The organism is Amycolatopsis sp. NPDC003731, assembly GCF_053586895.1.
The window spans coordinates 60,753-75,186 of the sequence record NZ_JBSFNC010000037.1 but is presented as its reverse complement, the minus strand read 5'-3'; the positions used below and the strand labels follow the sequence as shown (position 1 = coordinate 75,186).

Annotated in this window: 16 protein-coding genes and 1 pseudogene; 11 read left to right on the top strand and 6 right to left on the bottom strand. The window is 71.1% G+C overall.

Going from position 1 to position 14,434, the window contains the following annotated elements; genetic code table 11:
- On the bottom strand, positions 1–95 hold a 95-nt coding region (locus ACWDN5_RS18150), incomplete at its 3' end, for a manganese catalase family protein (protein WP_364528568.1).
- Between the two features lie 166 nt (positions 96–261).
- On the opposite strand from ACWDN5_RS18150, the gene ACWDN5_RS18145 reads away from it, so the two are divergent.
- Positions 262–483, top strand: a complete 222-nt coding sequence (locus tag ACWDN5_RS18145) for a hypothetical protein (RefSeq protein WP_449677125.1) — start codon at positions 262–264, stop codon at positions 481–483.
- A gap of 40 nt (positions 484–523) precedes the next feature.
- Here the strand turns inward: ACWDN5_RS18145 and ACWDN5_RS18140 are convergent, their stop codons facing one another.
- A complete protein-coding gene (locus tag ACWDN5_RS18140) occupies positions 524–1,375 on the bottom strand; it encodes an SDR family oxidoreductase (RefSeq protein ID WP_449677124.1) in 852 nt (283 codons plus the stop codon).
- A 119-nt stretch (positions 1,376–1,494) separates the two neighbouring features.
- Between ACWDN5_RS18140 and ACWDN5_RS18135 the strand changes: the two genes are divergently transcribed.
- Positions 1,495–1,899, top strand: a complete 405-nt coding sequence (locus ACWDN5_RS18135; protein ID WP_310976833.1) for a winged helix-turn-helix transcriptional regulator — start codon at positions 1,495–1,497, stop codon at positions 1,897–1,899.
- Between the two features lie 52 nt (positions 1,900–1,951).
- Positions 1,952–2,389, top strand: a pseudogene (locus ACWDN5_RS18130) (IS982 family transposase); the annotation flags it as partial.
- Between the two features lie 12 nt (positions 2,390–2,401).
- Here the strand turns inward: ACWDN5_RS18130 and ACWDN5_RS18125 are convergent.
- Positions 2,402–2,992, bottom strand: coding sequence for a hypothetical protein (locus tag ACWDN5_RS18125; protein WP_449677123.1), 591 nt, complete (start codon positions 2,990–2,992; stop codon positions 2,402–2,404).
- 272 nt (positions 2,993–3,264) lie between these two features.
- Here ACWDN5_RS18125 and ACWDN5_RS18120 point away from each other — a divergent pair, with 272 nt between their 5' ends.
- From ACWDN5_RS18120 to ACWDN5_RS18110, 3 genes are all read left to right on the top strand, one after another.
- On the top strand, positions 3,265–4,812 hold the full coding sequence (locus tag ACWDN5_RS18120) for an alpha-L-arabinofuranosidase B (RefSeq protein WP_449677122.1): 1,548 nt from the start codon (positions 3,265–3,267) through the stop codon (positions 4,810–4,812).
- A gap of 163 nt (positions 4,813–4,975) precedes the next feature.
- On the top strand, positions 4,976–6,214 hold the full coding sequence (locus ACWDN5_RS18115; RefSeq protein WP_449677121.1) for a GDSL-type esterase/lipase family protein: 1,239 nt from the start codon (positions 4,976–4,978) through the stop codon (positions 6,212–6,214).
- A 106-nt stretch (positions 6,215–6,320) separates the two neighbouring features.
- Complete coding sequence (locus tag ACWDN5_RS18110; RefSeq protein ID WP_449677120.1) at positions 6,321–6,473, top strand: hypothetical protein; 153 nt, start codon at positions 6,321–6,323, stop codon at positions 6,471–6,473.
- A 58-nt stretch (positions 6,474–6,531) separates the two neighbouring features.
- On the opposite strand, the gene ACWDN5_RS18105 is transcribed toward ACWDN5_RS18110, so the two are convergent.
- Complete coding sequence (locus tag ACWDN5_RS18105) at positions 6,532–7,545, bottom strand: LacI family DNA-binding transcriptional regulator (RefSeq protein WP_310976842.1); 1,014 nt, start codon at positions 7,543–7,545, stop codon at positions 6,532–6,534.
- A 158-nt stretch (positions 7,546–7,703) separates the two neighbouring features.
- Here ACWDN5_RS18105 and ACWDN5_RS18100 point away from each other — a divergent pair, with 158 nt between their 5' ends.
- The 4 genes from ACWDN5_RS18100 to ACWDN5_RS18085 are packed head-to-tail and all read left to right on the top strand — an operon-like array spanning position 7,704 to position 12,421.
- Positions 7,704–8,933, top strand: coding sequence for a sugar ABC transporter substrate-binding protein (locus ACWDN5_RS18100; protein ID WP_449677119.1), 1,230 nt, complete (start codon positions 7,704–7,706; stop codon positions 8,931–8,933).
- A gap of 8 nt (positions 8,934–8,941) precedes the next feature.
- Entirely contained in the window at positions 8,942–9,889 is a 948-nt protein-coding gene (locus tag ACWDN5_RS18095) for a carbohydrate ABC transporter permease (RefSeq protein WP_449677118.1), read from the top strand.
- Complete coding sequence (locus ACWDN5_RS18090; protein WP_449677117.1) at positions 9,886–10,695, top strand: carbohydrate ABC transporter permease; 810 nt, start codon at positions 9,886–9,888, stop codon at positions 10,693–10,695. The genes ACWDN5_RS18095 and ACWDN5_RS18090 overlap by 4 nt, the downstream gene beginning before the upstream one ends.
- Before the next feature lie 25 nt (positions 10,696–10,720).
- Complete coding sequence (locus tag ACWDN5_RS18085; protein ID WP_449677116.1) at positions 10,721–12,421, top strand: amylo-alpha-1,6-glucosidase; 1,701 nt, start codon at positions 10,721–10,723, stop codon at positions 12,419–12,421.
- A gap of 15 nt (positions 12,422–12,436) precedes the next feature.
- On the opposite strand, the gene ACWDN5_RS18080 is transcribed toward ACWDN5_RS18085, so the two are convergent.
- The gene (locus ACWDN5_RS18080) at positions 12,437–12,805 is read right to left on the bottom strand and encodes a VOC family protein (protein ID WP_310976850.1); all 369 of its coding nucleotides are present in this window, start codon (positions 12,803–12,805) and stop codon (positions 12,437–12,439) included.
- A 374-nt stretch (positions 12,806–13,179) separates the two neighbouring features.
- On the opposite strand from ACWDN5_RS18080, the gene ACWDN5_RS18075 reads away from it, so the two are divergent.
- Positions 13,180–13,872: a glycoside hydrolase family 12 protein gene (locus ACWDN5_RS18075; protein WP_310976851.1), complete on the top strand. Its 693-nt coding sequence runs from the start codon at positions 13,180–13,182 to the stop codon at positions 13,870–13,872.
- Here the strand turns inward: ACWDN5_RS18075 and ACWDN5_RS18070 are convergent.
- Complete coding sequence (locus ACWDN5_RS18070; RefSeq protein ID WP_310976852.1) at positions 13,851–14,432, bottom strand: TetR/AcrR family transcriptional regulator; 582 nt, start codon at positions 14,430–14,432, stop codon at positions 13,851–13,853. The genes ACWDN5_RS18075 and ACWDN5_RS18070 overlap by 22 nt on opposite strands.
- Positions 14,433–14,434 lie beyond the last annotated feature (2 nt).

Below are 14,434 nucleotides of genomic sequence, written 5' to 3'. Positions count from 1 at the left end.
GCGCCGCCGATGAGTTCCTGGAGCTTGTGGGCGTACACGGGGTCGGGCTTTTCGGGCTTGGCTTCGAACTGCAGCAGCTTCGTGTGACGGAACACGACATTCCCTCCGTCGTCCGGGTGGCGGTCGGAAGGGGCTTTCCCGGTTAGCGGAGGGTTAACCGACCCGATTCTCGGCGGCCCGCGCCGGACGGCGGAGGATCGACAACGCCACCGTCGCTGTGGTAGTTGAACGCGGAACGTTCGATGGCGAGTGGAGCGATACGTGAGCGATCACCAGGAGCGGGTGCCGGCCTGCCGGCGGTACCAGTGCGACGAGCCGGCCCTCTGGCGGAGGATGTGTGCGGCTCACTGGGCTCGCTGGCAGAACGGGACCGACCCGCTCGACCAGCCGGGTGACGACGCCGCATCGCCGGAACCCCGCGTGTGGCAGCCGCCGTTGCGGGAGAACAGCGTTTCGCAGCGGAAGCCCGGCCGGCCGGGGTGACTCCGGTGGGGAGCCCCGCGAGGAGGCTCCCCGTCACGGTTCAGCCGGCGAGCTCGGCGACGGTCGCGCCGATCGGCGTGCTGGGCCGGCCGATCAGGGCGCGGAGGTCGTCCGTGGTCCCGGCGAGCAGGCCGGCCTTCGTGTCGGCGTCCAGCGTCACGAGCAGGCCGACGACCGGCTCCGGCAGGCCCGCCCGGGTGAGCACCTCGGCGTGCTCGTCGGCCGGCAGGTCGGCGTAGGTGACCTCGCGGCCGGTCGCCTTGGCGATCTCGTCGGCGAGGTCCGCATACGTCCAGGCGACGTCCCCGGCGAGCTCGTAGATCTTGCCTTCGTGGCCTTCGCCGGTCAGCACGGCGACCGCGGCCGCCGCGTAGTCGGCGCGGGTGGCGCTGGCGACCCGGCCGTCGCCCGCGCTGCCGGCGAAGCTGCCCGTCTGGACGGCCTGCTTGATCGTGTCGGCGAAGTTCTCGTTGTACCAGTTGTTGCGCAGGATCGTGGCGGTCAGGCCGGAGGCCTCGATCAGCTCCTCGGTCGCCTTGTGCTCCGGGGCCAGCACCAGCTTCGACGTCGTCGCCCGCGGCGCGCTGGTGTAGACGAGGTGGCGGACCCCGGCCTGCTTGGCCGCCTCGATGACCGCCTCGTGCTGCGCGACGCGCTGACCGACCTCGCTGCTCGAAACCAGCAGCACCTTGTCGGCGCCCTTGAGCGCGGTGACCAGGCTGTCCGGGTCGGTGTAGTCCGCGCGGCGGACCTCGACGCCGCGTTCGGCCAGGTCCGCGGCCTTCTCCGGGGTGCGCACCGCGGCGACGACCTGGTCGGCGGGGAGCTTCTCGAGCAGGCCTTCGACGACGAGCTTGCCGAGGTGGCCGGTGGCGCCGGTGACGACGATCATGAGGACTCCTTGAAGTTTCAAGTACCGAGTACTCGAAGGATGTACTAACTTTTAGAAAGTGCCAACTCATTGTTAGTGCAGTCACATCCATCGTGCAAACTCTCGGGTAGTATCAAGGCGTGGACGGACAACAAGCTGACGCCGAGCACGAAGCGCTGGTCGCCGACGTGTTCAGTGCCGCGTGCGCGTCCCGGGCCGTGCTGGAGCACGTCACCGGCCGGTGGGGCGTGCTCGCCCTGGTTGCGCTCAACGACGGCGTGTTCCGGTTCAACGCCCTGCGCCGCCGGGTGCAGGGCGTCAGCGAGAAGATGCTCGCCCAGACACTGCAGGCGCTGGAGCGCGACGGCTTCGTGCACCGGGAGGCGCGCCCGACGATCCCGCCGCACGTCGAGTACAGCCTCACGCCCTCGGGGCAGGAGGTCGCGCGGCGGCTGCTGGGGCTGATCGAAGTCCTCGAGGCCGGCGTGCCCGACGTGGTGGCGGCGCAAGCCCGCTATGACGCGGCAAAAGCCGCGAGCGCGTGACAGGCTGGACGAGTAGCGCGTGACAGGCTAGACGAGTAATGCGTAAGTCCAGGGACGACCGCCGAAGCTCACCGATGCCGAGCTGCTGACCCTGGTCGTGGCCCAGGCGTTGCCGGGGTTCACCTCCGATGCCCGCTGGCTGCGGTTCCTGCCCGCCCGGATGCCCGGCGCGTTCCGCTACCTGCCCGGCCAGTCCGTCACACGTTCGGAGCTGGCCGGCTGGGCCAAGTACGGCTTCTGCCGCTCACCCTCGCGCTGGTTCTGGGGACTGCGCCCGGCCTGCTGATCATCGCCGACAAGGGCTACGTCTCCCGCGAACCCGACAGCTTCCTCACCGAGCGCGGGGTCCGGCTGGTCCGCCCGTCCTACCCCCCACCGCAAGCCTCACCCCGGTGAGCCGCAGCTCAAGTCGATCCGCCAGCTCATTGAATCGGTCAACGACACTCTCAAAGGCCAGCTCAACCTCGAGCAACACGGCGGCCGCGACTTACGCATCACTCGTCTAGCGGGCCACAGGCCGGGCGGGCACGGGATTCGCGAGCGCGCCCAGCAGGAACATGCCCGTCGCGACGCCGAGCATCGTCAGCACGCCCCGTGGCCAGAAGATGTGACTGTCGAAGAAGGAAACGCTCGCCGCGAGCAGCACCACGGCGCCCGGTGCGGCACGCCACGACGCTTCCCGCGCGACCGTCGCGACCACTGCGACATTGGCTGCGAGAAAGCACCATGCGCCGGCTTGGCCGAGCGTGTCGCCGATGCCGAAGACCGCTCCGGTGACGGGCGTGACGGCGTGCTGGGCGTGGACCACGGTCCCGGCCGCGATGCCGGCCACGGCGTCGAGTCCGCCGTAGAACGCCGCGAATCCGAACGCCGCGAGCCGGCCCGGGCGGCGAAGTGCCGCGGGGGCCGGCGAGAGCAGCAGCCACTGTGCCACCGCGAGCAACGGGAACACCGGCAGGAGGACGATGTGGAGGGTGGTCCACCACGGTGCGCTCGCCGGGCCGAGCGCGAGCGGGTGCGCCAGGCCGAAGCCGGCCAGCACCAGCGCGGGCGCGGCGTAGCCGGCGGCGCGCGTCCAACGTGAGCGAAGCATCGCCCGACGGTATCGGCCACCGTTGCCGTCCGGCGATTACCGAACTCTTACCGTCCCGGACGGCAAGGGGTCCAAGGGATTCCGAATGTCCGGGTCCGGCCGCGGCGGGAAAACCGGCCATTGCACTCCGTCGGCCCGAGGGTTATGTTAGCGCTCACAATCGCTCCGCTTGTGCCGTTCCTGCGTGTCGGTGATCGAGGAGGAGGTTGGCACCGTCGCCGGCCCGCGCACCTGTCGATTCGACGATTTCCGTACCCCAGCGGGAGATCACCATGGCACGACAGCCGAGATATGCCCTCATCGCCAAGGCCCTGCTCGCCGCCGGCACGCTCGTCACCGGACTGCTCGCCGCCGGCGGCACGTCCCTGGCGGCCACCCAAGGGCCGTGCGACATCTACGCAGCCGGCGGAACTCCTTGCGTCGCCGCGCATTCCACGACCCGGGCCCTGTACGGCGCCTACACCGGGCCGCTGTACCAAGTCCGGCGCGCTTCCGACAACACCACGCGCGACATCGCCCCCTTGACCGCGGGGGGTGTCGCCAACGCCGCGACGCAGGATGCGTTCTGCGCCGGGACCACCTGCCTGATCACGGTCATCTACGACCAGTCCGGCCGGAACAACCGCCTCACGCAGGCGCCGCCCGGCGGGTTCCAAGGGCCGGCCGCGGGTGGCTACGACAACCTCGCCAACGCCACCGCGGCGCCGATCAGCGTCGGCGGCCACAAGGCCTACGGCGTCTACGTGGCGCCCGGAACCGGCTACCGCAACAACAACACCAACGGCGTCGCGACCGGCGACCAGCCCGAAGGCATGTACGCGATCTTCGACGGCACGCACTACAACGGCGGCTGCTGCTTCGACTACGGCAACGCCGAGCGCAACAGCCGCGACAACGGCAACGGCACGATGGAAGCCATCTACTTCGGCAACAACAAGGTCTGGGGTTACGGCGCCGGGAACGGCCCGTGGATCATGGCCGACCTCGAAAACGGCCTGTTCTCCGGCGTCAACCAGCACTACAACGCGGGCGACCCCAGCATCAGCCACCGCTTCCTGACCGCCATCGTCAAGGGCGGTCCGAACCGGTGGGCCATCCGCGGCGGCAACGCCCAGTCCGGTGGTGTGTCGACGTTCTACGACGGCGTGCGCCCGAACGTCTCGGGCTACAACCCGATGAAGAAGGAAGGCGCCATCATCCTGGGCATCGGCGGTGACAACAGCGTCGGCGCCCGCGGCACCTTCTACGAAGGCGTGATGACGTCCGGTTATCCCTCGGACGCCACGGAAAACGCGGTGCAGGCCAACATCACCGCGGCCGGCTACGCCACGACTTCCGCGGGCACCGGCCTGACACCGGGCACGTCCGTCTCGCTGCGCGCCACCACCCCCGGCTACACCGACCGCTACATCCACCACACCGGGTCCACTGTGGACAGCGTGGTGATCGGCAGCGGCAGCTCGGCCACGGAGAAGGGCAACGCGTCCTGGACCGTCCGGGCCGGGCTCGGCAGCAGCTCGTGCGTGTCGTTCGAGTCGAAGAACGTGGCGGGGCAGTACCTGCGGCACCAGAACTACCGGCTGTACCTGCAGGCCAACGACGGCAGCTCGCTGTTCGCCCAGGACGCGACCTTCTGCCCGGAGGCCGGCCGCAACGGCCAGGGTGCCTCGCTGAGATCGCTCAACTTCCCCGACCGGTACGTGCGCCACTACGACAACATCGTCTACATCGCCGCCAACGGCGGGTCGAACACCTTCGACAACGCCAACGCCTACAGCGATGACGTGAGCTGGCTCGTCAGCTCGCCGTGGGCGTCCTGATCCGCATCGCCGTCACGTGCCCTGCCCGCGGGCGGGGCACGTGACAGCCTCTACTCCGGCGGCGGTACCGGAGTCCCGGCCGGCCACGGGAGCATCCACGGGCCGGGCACCAGGCCGCGCTCGCCGCCTGCTCCACCGGTACCCCGGAGAAAGGACTTCCCGGATGCGTTTCCGCCGAACCGCTGTGGTCCTGGCCGTCTCCGCGTCGCTGCTGACCCCGGCGACCGCGGATGCCTCGCCGTCCGGCGGGGCCCCACCGGGGTGGGTGACGCTCACCGAGTCCGCCCTCCAAGGGGTGCACGGCACCGCTCCCGACGTCACCGTCCGCAACGTGCTCACGGTGACCGCCACCGGGGCGGCGCTGCGGGTGCGGCTGAGCAACCCGTTCGGCAGCACCGCGATGACCGTGCGGTCGGTGTGGGTCGGCAAGCAGCCGTCGACGAACTCGCCCGCGCTCGTGCCGGGATCGAACCGGCGGGCCACGTTCGGCTTCCGGCACGCGGTGACCATCCCGCCGGGCAAGAGCGTGTGGACCGACCCGCTGCCGCTTTCGGTCCGGCGCGGCGACCACGTCGCGGTCAGCATTCACGCGCCGGGTGCCCCGATCAACGACCACACCTTCCCGCCGCCGGAGACGTACACGCCCGGGTCGTTCACCTCGGCCGGGCCCGGGGACGCCGGTGCGGACGAAACCGGGAGCGCGTACGGGCCCTTCGCGCCCGGTGTCCTGTGGTGGGCCGACGCGATCAGCGCCGCATCGCCCGTTCGCGGCACGATCGTCACGCTCGGCGACTCGATCACCGACGGCTACAACGCGTTCGGCGGCGGTCCGCGCTGGACCGACGTGCTCGCCGAGCGCATCGGGACGCTGCCGCCGTCGCGGCGGCTGTCGGTGGCCAACGCGGGGATCAGTGGCAACACCGTCAGCGTGCAGCCGAACCCGTACGACCCCACCGGCCAGTGCTGCGGCCCGCCCGCGCCGGTCCGCCTCGACCGGGACGTGCTGTCGCTGCCCGGCGTGCGGTACGTCCTGCTCCTGGAAGGCACGAACGACCTCGGCGGCGGCGACAACGCGGCACCGGCGCCGGCTGCGCAGGTCATCGACGCCATGCGCACCATCGTCCAGCGGGTGCACGCGTCCGGCCGCCGCATCGTCGGCGCGACGATCCTGCCGATGTGCAACGCGGCGGGCAGCCCGAAGGAACAGGCGCGGCTCGCGGTCAACGCGTGGATCCGCACTTCGGGTGCGTTCGACGCGGTGCTCGACTTCGACGCCGTGCTGCGCGACCCGGCGGACCCGACGGTGATCCGCGCGGACTGGCGCACCGACTGCTACCACCCGAACGCGGCCGGCGACCGGCGGCTCGGGGATTCGATCGACCTCGAGGTGTTCGCCCGCTGAGCGACCCGGGACCCGGTGGGGCCCTCCCACCGGGTTTCGGGCGCACGCACCGCGGGCACCTCGAACCCCGGAGGGGGCTGACCCGACTTTTCGTGGGAAGGCTTCGATGTCGCCCATCGACCACCTGATCGTCACCGTCATCGGCGCCCGCCGGGCCCGGGCCGAGGAGCGCCGTCCCACCCCGCGGCAGGCCGGCCGGCCGGCCGGGGCCGAAGTCTCCGCGCGGCCGGCGTTCCGGTACCGCGTAGCGACGCCCTGAGCGGCGCGATCTCCGGTGGTGCGGGGGTCGAACCGGTTCGACCCGGAGTGCTGTCCGGTCAGTGGTGGCGCCGGGCCCCGGTGCTCGACCGCAGCGAGATCGGCGGCTCCAGCAGCGCGTGCCGCGGCTCCGCGCCCGCGTCCGCGATCTGCGCCAGCAGCAGGTCCACCGCCAGCCGGCCGAGCTCCACCGCAGGGACGTCCGCCGCCGTCAGGGGCGGGTGGAAGTCCTCCGCCAGGCGCTCCGCGATCACGCCCGTCAGGGAGAAGTCGCGCGGCACCTCGAGTCCGGCCCGGTGCAACGCGCGCTGCACGCCCGGCAGGGCCGCTTCGTTGATCGTCACCGCCGCCGTCACCGAAGGCCACTGGGTGCGGATCTGCTCGAAGCAGGCCAGGCCGGCCGCCGCTTCGTCGGCGCAGCACACCGTTCGGGCCGTCAGGCCGCGGGCCGCTGTCGCGTCGAGGAAGCCCGTGGCCGAGCGCAGGGCCGGGCCGTAGCCCGCCGCGACGAGTTCCGCCGATCGGTTGATCAGCACCACCTCTTCGTGGCCGAGATCCGCCAGGTGGTGGACGCAACGCGTGATCAGCGCGCCGTAGTCGACGTCGACCCACCAGGACGCCCCCGGGTGCTCGACGTGGCCGATCGTCACGAACGGCAGGCTCGCCTGGCTCAGCCGCTCGACCCGGGGGTCCTCCAGGAGGATCTCCATCAGGATCACGCCGTCGACGCGGCGGCCGTTGACGATGCGCTCGAACGACCGGTCGTGGTCGCCGCCGCTGGGGGAGAGCAGGACGTCGAGGTCGTGGGCCGCCGCCGCGTCGACCACGCTGCCGACGAAGCCCAGCTGGACGTCGGTCAACCGGCGGCTGGCCGGCGGAACCACCAGGCCCAGGGTGCGCGTGCGGCCCTCGGCCAGGGCGCGGGCGCTGGCGTTGGGCCGGTAGTCGAGCTCGGCGATGACGTCGTTGATGCGCTGCACGGTGGCCGCCGACACCGGTCGCTTGCCGCTGAGCGCGTACGACACGGTGCTGCGCGAAACCCCCGCGCGGCGCGCGATCTCCCCGATGTTCATGCTGCTCCTGACCCCGGTGCTCAGAACCGGTTCGATCGTAGTACACGCAGTATTGCGCAGGAGTGCTCTCGCGGTTTACGGTGACGCCCGCCGCCTGCGTCGAACCGGTTCGATGGCGGCGAAGCCGTCGTCGCCGGTGCCGACAGGAAGGACCTCCCATGAAGCGTCACCCCCTCATCCGGCTGCTGTCGGTGGCCGTCGCCGCGACGACACTGGCCGCCTGCTCCTCCGGCCCGGCGCCCGGCTCGGCCGGGGGCACCTTCACCGTCTGGGACCCCTACCCGCAGTTCGACGCGAGCTCCGCGTGGGCGAAGGTCGTCGACAAGTGCGGTGCCGACGCCGGGGTCAAGATCGCGCGGCAGGCGTTCGACACGACCGACCTCACCAACAAGGTGCTGCTCGCCGCCCAGCAGAACACCGCGCCGAACGTCCTCGTGGTCGACAACCCGGTCGTCTCCACGCTGGCCGAGGGCGGGGTGCTCAAGTCCACTGCGGACACCGGGCTCGACACCGCGCAGGTCGCCCCGAACCTGCTCGCCGCCGGCGACGTCAAGGGCCAGGGCTACGGCGTTCCGATCGGGGCGAACACGCTCGCCCTCTACTACAACAAGGCCGTGCTGACCGCGGCCGGCGTCGACCCGGCGTCGGTGCGGGACTGGGCGAGTCTCGACGCGGCGCTCGCCAAGGTGCAGGCCGCGGGCAAGAAGGGCATCACGTTCTCCGCCATCGGCACCGAAGAGGGCAGTTTCCAGTTCCTGCCGTGGTTCTGGGGCTCGGGCGCCAACCTGACCGACCTCGCCTCGGCCGACGCCGTCGCCGCGCTCGCGCAGTGGAAGTCGTGGCTGGACAAGAAGTACGCCCCCAACTCGGTGGTCGGCAACACGCAGACCACCAGCTGGCAGGAGTTCGCGACCGGCGAGTACGCCTTCGCCGAGAACGGCACCTGGCAGCTGCAGAACGCGAAGAAGGCCGGCTTCGAGTACGGCGTCCTCCCGATCCCGGCGCGCACCGGGGGAGCGGCTCCGGCGCCCACCGGCGGCGAGTTCGTCACCGTGCCCGCCCAGAGCAGCCCGGACGCCGAGAAGACCGCGGGCAAGATCGCGTCCTGCCTGACCAGCCCGGCCAACGTGCTCGACTCCGACACCGCGCTGACCTACGTCTCCGCCGTGCCGTCGGTGCAGGAGAAGCAGGTCGCCGCCCAGCCGGAGCTGAAGGTGTGGGTCGACGCGGTCAAGGTGGCGAAGGGCCGCACCGGCGACAACCTCGGCACCCGGTACCCGCGGATCTCCGAACCGCTCTGGGGTGCCGTGCAGGCCGCGCTGACCGGTGCGAAGGCCCCGGACGTCGCCCTGGCGGCCGCGCAGGCGACCGCCGCGTCGGCGAAGTAGGCCCGCCCGTGCTGGACACCCGTCAGACGGCCACCGCCCGTCCGGCCGCGCGAGCACCCGGACGGGCCCGGCGGCGCCGCCGGCCGCAGCTGCTCGCGTGGGCGTTCCTCACGCCGCTCGTCGCCTACCTCGTGCTGTGCTACGGCTATCCACTGGTCACGAACATCGATCTCAGCCTGCGCGACTACACCGTCCGCACCTTCGTGCACGGCGGGGCGCCGCTGGTCTGGTTCGACAACTACGCGGGCGTCTTCACCGATCCGACCTTCCGCACGGCGTTGCTCGACACGTTCGTCTTCACCGCCGCGTCGCTGCTCTTCCAGTACGGCATCGGACTGGCGATGGCGGTGTTCTTCGCCCGCCACTTCCGGCTGGGCCCGACGCTGCGCGCGCTGTTCCTCGTGCCCTGGCTGCTCCCGCTGATCGTCTCGGGCTCGACCTGGGCGTGGCTGCTCAACAGCGAATCCGGCGTGGTCAACGCGGTGCTGGGCTGGTTCGGCGCCGGCCGGATCGACTGGCTGACGTCACCGTCCTGGGCGCTGGTCTCGGTGATCATCGCCAACATCTGGATCGGCGTGCCGTTCAACCTCGTCGTGCTGCACAGCGGCCTGCAGAACATCCCGGCCGAGGTGTACGAGGCGGCGTCGCTCGACGGCGCCGGCGCGTGGCAGCGGTTCCGGCACGTCACGTTCCCGCTGCTGCGGCCGGTTTCGGCGATCACCCTGCTGCTGGGGCTGGTCTACACGCTGAAGGTGTTCGACGTCATCTGGATCATGACCAAGGGCGGGCCCGGCGGGGCGTCGACCACCCTGGCCACCTGGTCCTACCAGCTCGGGTTCGGCAGCCTGCTGCCGCGCTTCGGGCCCAGCGCGGCCGTGGGCAACGTGCTCATCCTGCTGGCCCTGGTCGCCGGGCTGCTCTACATCCGCGCCCAGCGCAGGCAGGGGGAAGCGTGATCCGCCGCTGGCGCACCGCGGTGGGGCTGGTCCTCACCGCCGTGATGCTGTTCCCCGTCTACTGGATGGTCAACGTGTCGCTGACCCCGGCCGGGCGGATGCGCAAGTCGCCGCCCGACTGGTTCCCCGCCGCGCCGACGTTCGAAGGTTACGAACGGGTGCTGCGCGAGCAGCTCCCGTACTTCGCCACCAGCCTGTTCGTCGCGCTCGGCACCGTGGCGCTGACGCTGGCCCTGGCCGCTCCGTCGGCCTACGCGCTGGCCAAACTCCACCCGCGCGGGGGCCGGGCGCTCGGGTTCGTGCTGCTGGTCGCGCAGATGATCCCCGGCATCATCATGGCGCTGGGCTTCTACGGCATCTACGTCTCGTTCGGCATCACCAACACCGCCTGGGGCCTGGTCCTCGCCGACTCGACGATCGCGGTGCCGTTCGCCGTGCTCATCCTGACCTCGTTCATGGCTTCGGTGCCGGACGAGCTCGTCCAGGCAGCCACCATCGACGGCGCGGGCGCGCTGCGTACGTTCTGGTCGGTGGTGCTGCCCGCGAGCCGCAACGGCGTGGTCACCGCGGGGTTGTTCTCGTTCCTGTGGGCCTGGTCGGACTTCGTCTTCGCGGCGACGCTCGACGGCGGCGGCTCGCTGCGGCCGCTGACCCTGGGCATCTACCGCTACATCGGCAACAACAACCAGGAGTGGAACTCCATCATGGCGACGGCGGTGGTCGCCTCGGTGCCCGCCGCCGTGCTCCTCGTGCTGGCGCAGCGGTTCGTCGCCGCCGGCGTCACCGCGGGTGCCGTCAAGGACTGAGCCCCCTCTCGGAAAGGACGCTTCTGTGCCCACGGGCGAATTTTCGCTGCGGGAGATCCCGTTCAGCCACCCGGGATCGTGGTTCGACGTCTCCCCGGTGGTGGCCCAGGCCACCTACGCCGGCGACCTGCACCTGGTGTCGCACCGCCACGGCATGCACGCCGTCCTGGCGCTGGTCCCCGAAAGCGGCGGGCAGCGGGCGGACGTCCCGGCCGCCGCGACGCCGGCCGAGCTCACCTGGGGGACCGGCGACCGGCGGATCACCGCGGCCTTCGCGGGGCCCGACGTGCTCCGGATCGCCGGGCGCGGCCTCGACCTGAGGATCCGCGCGGCGGAGCTCACCCTGACCCCGTTCACCGGCACGTACTTCTTCACCGACCCGGTCGACGGCTCGGCCGTCTTCACCTCCTACGAAACCGGCCACCGCTACCGCGTCACCGTCCTTTCCGGACACACGCGGCACGTCGGCGCCGAGGCGCTCGGGACGGCCGAGCGGGCCGTCGTCGTGAGCGGCGACACCTGGGAGGTGGCGATCGAGGAAGTCCCCGGCGCCCGCGAGCCGTACTCGGCGGCCTCCGCGTTCGACGACGTGGCCGCCGCGGCCCGGGCGGAGTTCGCCGCGTTCGCCGACGCCGTGGCGCCGTGGCGCGGCGAGCACACGCCGGCGGCCGAGCTCGCCTGTTACGTGCTCTGGTCGGCCATCGTGGCGCCCGCCGGGTTCGTCGGCCGTCCGGCCGTGCTGATGTCCAAGCACTGGATGGACAAGGTGTGGAGCTGGGACCACTGCTTCACCGCGCTCGCGCTGGCCGGCGGGCGGCCCGAGCTGGCCTGGCACCAGGTCCAGGTCGTCTTCGACCACCAGGACGACCGGGGCGCGCTGCCCGACTCGATCACCCACGCCGAGGTGCTGCGCAACTTCGTCAAGCCGCCGATCCACGGGTGGGCGCTCGGCCGCCTGCGCCGCCGCCTGCCCGGTGGCCTGCCCGAACCCGGGCGCACCTACCGGCAGCTGGCGGCGTGGACGACGTTCTGGCTCGAGCACCGCCGCGTGCCCGGCGGGCCGTTCGCCCACTACGAGCACGGCAACGACAGCGGGTGGGACAACGCGACGCCGTTCGCGCAGCGGCGGCTCGTGCAGACCCCCGACCTCGCCGCGTTCCTGGTGCTGCAGCTGAAGGAACTGGCCGTGCTGGCCACCGAGCAGGGGGAGCCGGGCGCGGCCGCGCGGTGGGAGGCCGAAGCGGACAGCATGCTGGCGGCCCTGCTGGGCGAGCTGTGGGACGGCACGAAGTTCGTCAGCCGGGTGGCCGCGACCGGGGAGGGGCACGCCGGGGCGAGCCTGCTGGAGCTGATGCCGATCGTGCTCGGCGAACACCTGCCGCCGGACGTGCGCGACCGGGTCGTGGCCGGCCTGGAGACGCACCTGACCGACATCGGGCTGGCGACCGAGCGGCCGGAATCCCCGTTCTACGAAGCCGACGGCTACTGGCGCGGCCCGGTGTGGGCCCCGGTCACCGTGCTCATCGAAGACGGCCTCCGCCGCGCCGGCGCCACGGAGCTCGCCGACCGCGTCAGCGCCCGGTTCCGCGCGGTGTGCGAGAAGTCCGGGTTCGCCGAGAACTTCGACGCGCTGACCGGCGACGGCCTGCGCGACCGCGCCTACACGTGGACGGCCGCCGCCTACCTGGTGCTCGCCGGCGACGCCGAAGAGCGTTCGCGGCGGTAGGCGGCGCCCCGCACGTCAGGTGCGGTCGTGCAGCGTGACGTGGTAGCCGTCGGGGTCGGCGAAGGTGAACGTCCGGCCGAAGGGGCCGTCGATCGGCGCGGAGACGATCGGGTGCCCGTCCGCGGCGAGCGCGTCGTGGATGGCCTGGACATCGGTGGCGTGGAGCCAGATCGCGGCACCGATGCCGGGCCGCGCCGCGGAGCCGAGATCGGTGCCGGGCACGACGTCCCGGAGGGCGAACGCGATCGGCTTCGTCTCGAAGACGACGGCGTGCGGAGGCCCGGCCGGCGAGCGGACGAGGCCGAGGTACTGCTCGTAGAACGCCTGCGAAGCGGCGAGGTCGCGCGCCTGGAGCGAGACGAAGTCGGGGCCGGTGACGGGCATGGGTTGGTGCTCCTTCTCTTAGTGTCAGGTTCCTGACATGGAACACGGTATGTCAGGAACCTGACATGAGTCAAGCCGGGGCGGTGCGCTCTGTCGAACCGCATCGACAACGGCGTCTTCACGATGGACTCCTGGTGGCGTGCGAAAACGAGCCGCGATTCGACAGAATCGAAACACCGGGTCAGGTCGAAATCATCGAAGTATTGTTGGCTGTGTTTCGATCGATGCTGGTCGAATGCCGGTGAATCACCCACCGTATCTTGACCGGTACGCAACTCGCCTGCGATAGTCGTCCCACTCCCGTTCACGCCGCACCGGCGGCGAATAGTCGTCGAAACGATTCGACAAAGAGTCAACCGGGAAAGGACGAATCGATGCACAACGTGGTGCGTTCCCTGCTCGTCTCATTCACCGCGGCCGCCGTCGTGGCCACCACCGCCGGCGTGGCCGAAGCGGCCACCTGGTCGTCTTCGGACAAGTGGGCGACCTGGTCCAACGGCGGCTACACGGTCCGCAACGACGTCTGGGGCGGCGGCGCCGGCCCGCAGACGATCTGGGCGAACTCCTACAGCAACTGGGGGGTGTGGGCCGACCACCCGAACACGGGCGGGGTCAAGTCGTACCCCCACTCGGCGAAGAACGTCGGCCGGACGCTCAGTTCGCTGCGCCAGGTGTCCAGCAGTTTCAACGTGAGCCGTCCGGGCAGCGGGGCGTACGAGACCGCGTATGACATCTGGGCGAACAACAACGCGTACGAAATCATGTTGTGGGTCAACAAGCAGGGCGCGGTCGGCCCGATCGGAACCAAGCAGGCGACGGCGAGCGTCGGCGGCCACACGTGGGACGTCTACCAGGGATCGAACGGCTCGAACGCGGTGTTCTCGTTCCTGCGCACGTCGAACACGAACGCCGGAACGGTGGACGTGCTGGCCGTGCTGAACTGGATCAAGGCTCGCGGCTGGTTCGGGGACGTGACCCTGGGCGAAGTGCAGTTCGGCTTCGAGATCACCTCGGCCTCGGGTGGCTTGAACTTCACGTCCAACAGCTATTCCGTGTCGGCCTCCTGAGGCCGCAGCGCGTCGGCGATCAGGTCGAGCAGCCGCCCGGTCCGCTCCGGGTCGGGGTCGTCCACTGTGGACAAGAAGGCCCCGAGCAGCAGCACCGTCACATCTTCCGGGTCGGCGTCGGCGCGAAGCGTGCCCCCCTTCGCGCCGGCGTCGAGGATGGAGCCGATCGCGGCGGTGATCCGCTGCCGGGTCGCCGGCGTCGCAATCCGCCCCGACGCGACACTGGCCCGGAAAGCATCTCCCATTCCCCGTTTGGTGGCCACGAACGCCGCATACCGGTCCATCCACGCACGAAGCGCCTGCTCGGGTGAAAACGCCTCGAGCAGAGCCGGCGCACTTCCCGTGACGTCGTCGAGTTCCGCGGCATAAACGGCTTCGACGAGCGCTTCGCGCGTCGGGAAGTGCCGGTAGAGCGTCCCGATCCCGACGCCGGCCTCCCGGGCGACGGTTTCGAGGGCGACGGGCCCGGTGGCGAAGGCAGCCCGGGCGACCGCGACGAGCTTGTCCCGGTTGCGGCGCGCGTCGGAACGCACCGGGCGGGCAGGGTCGGGCGAAGGCAAAG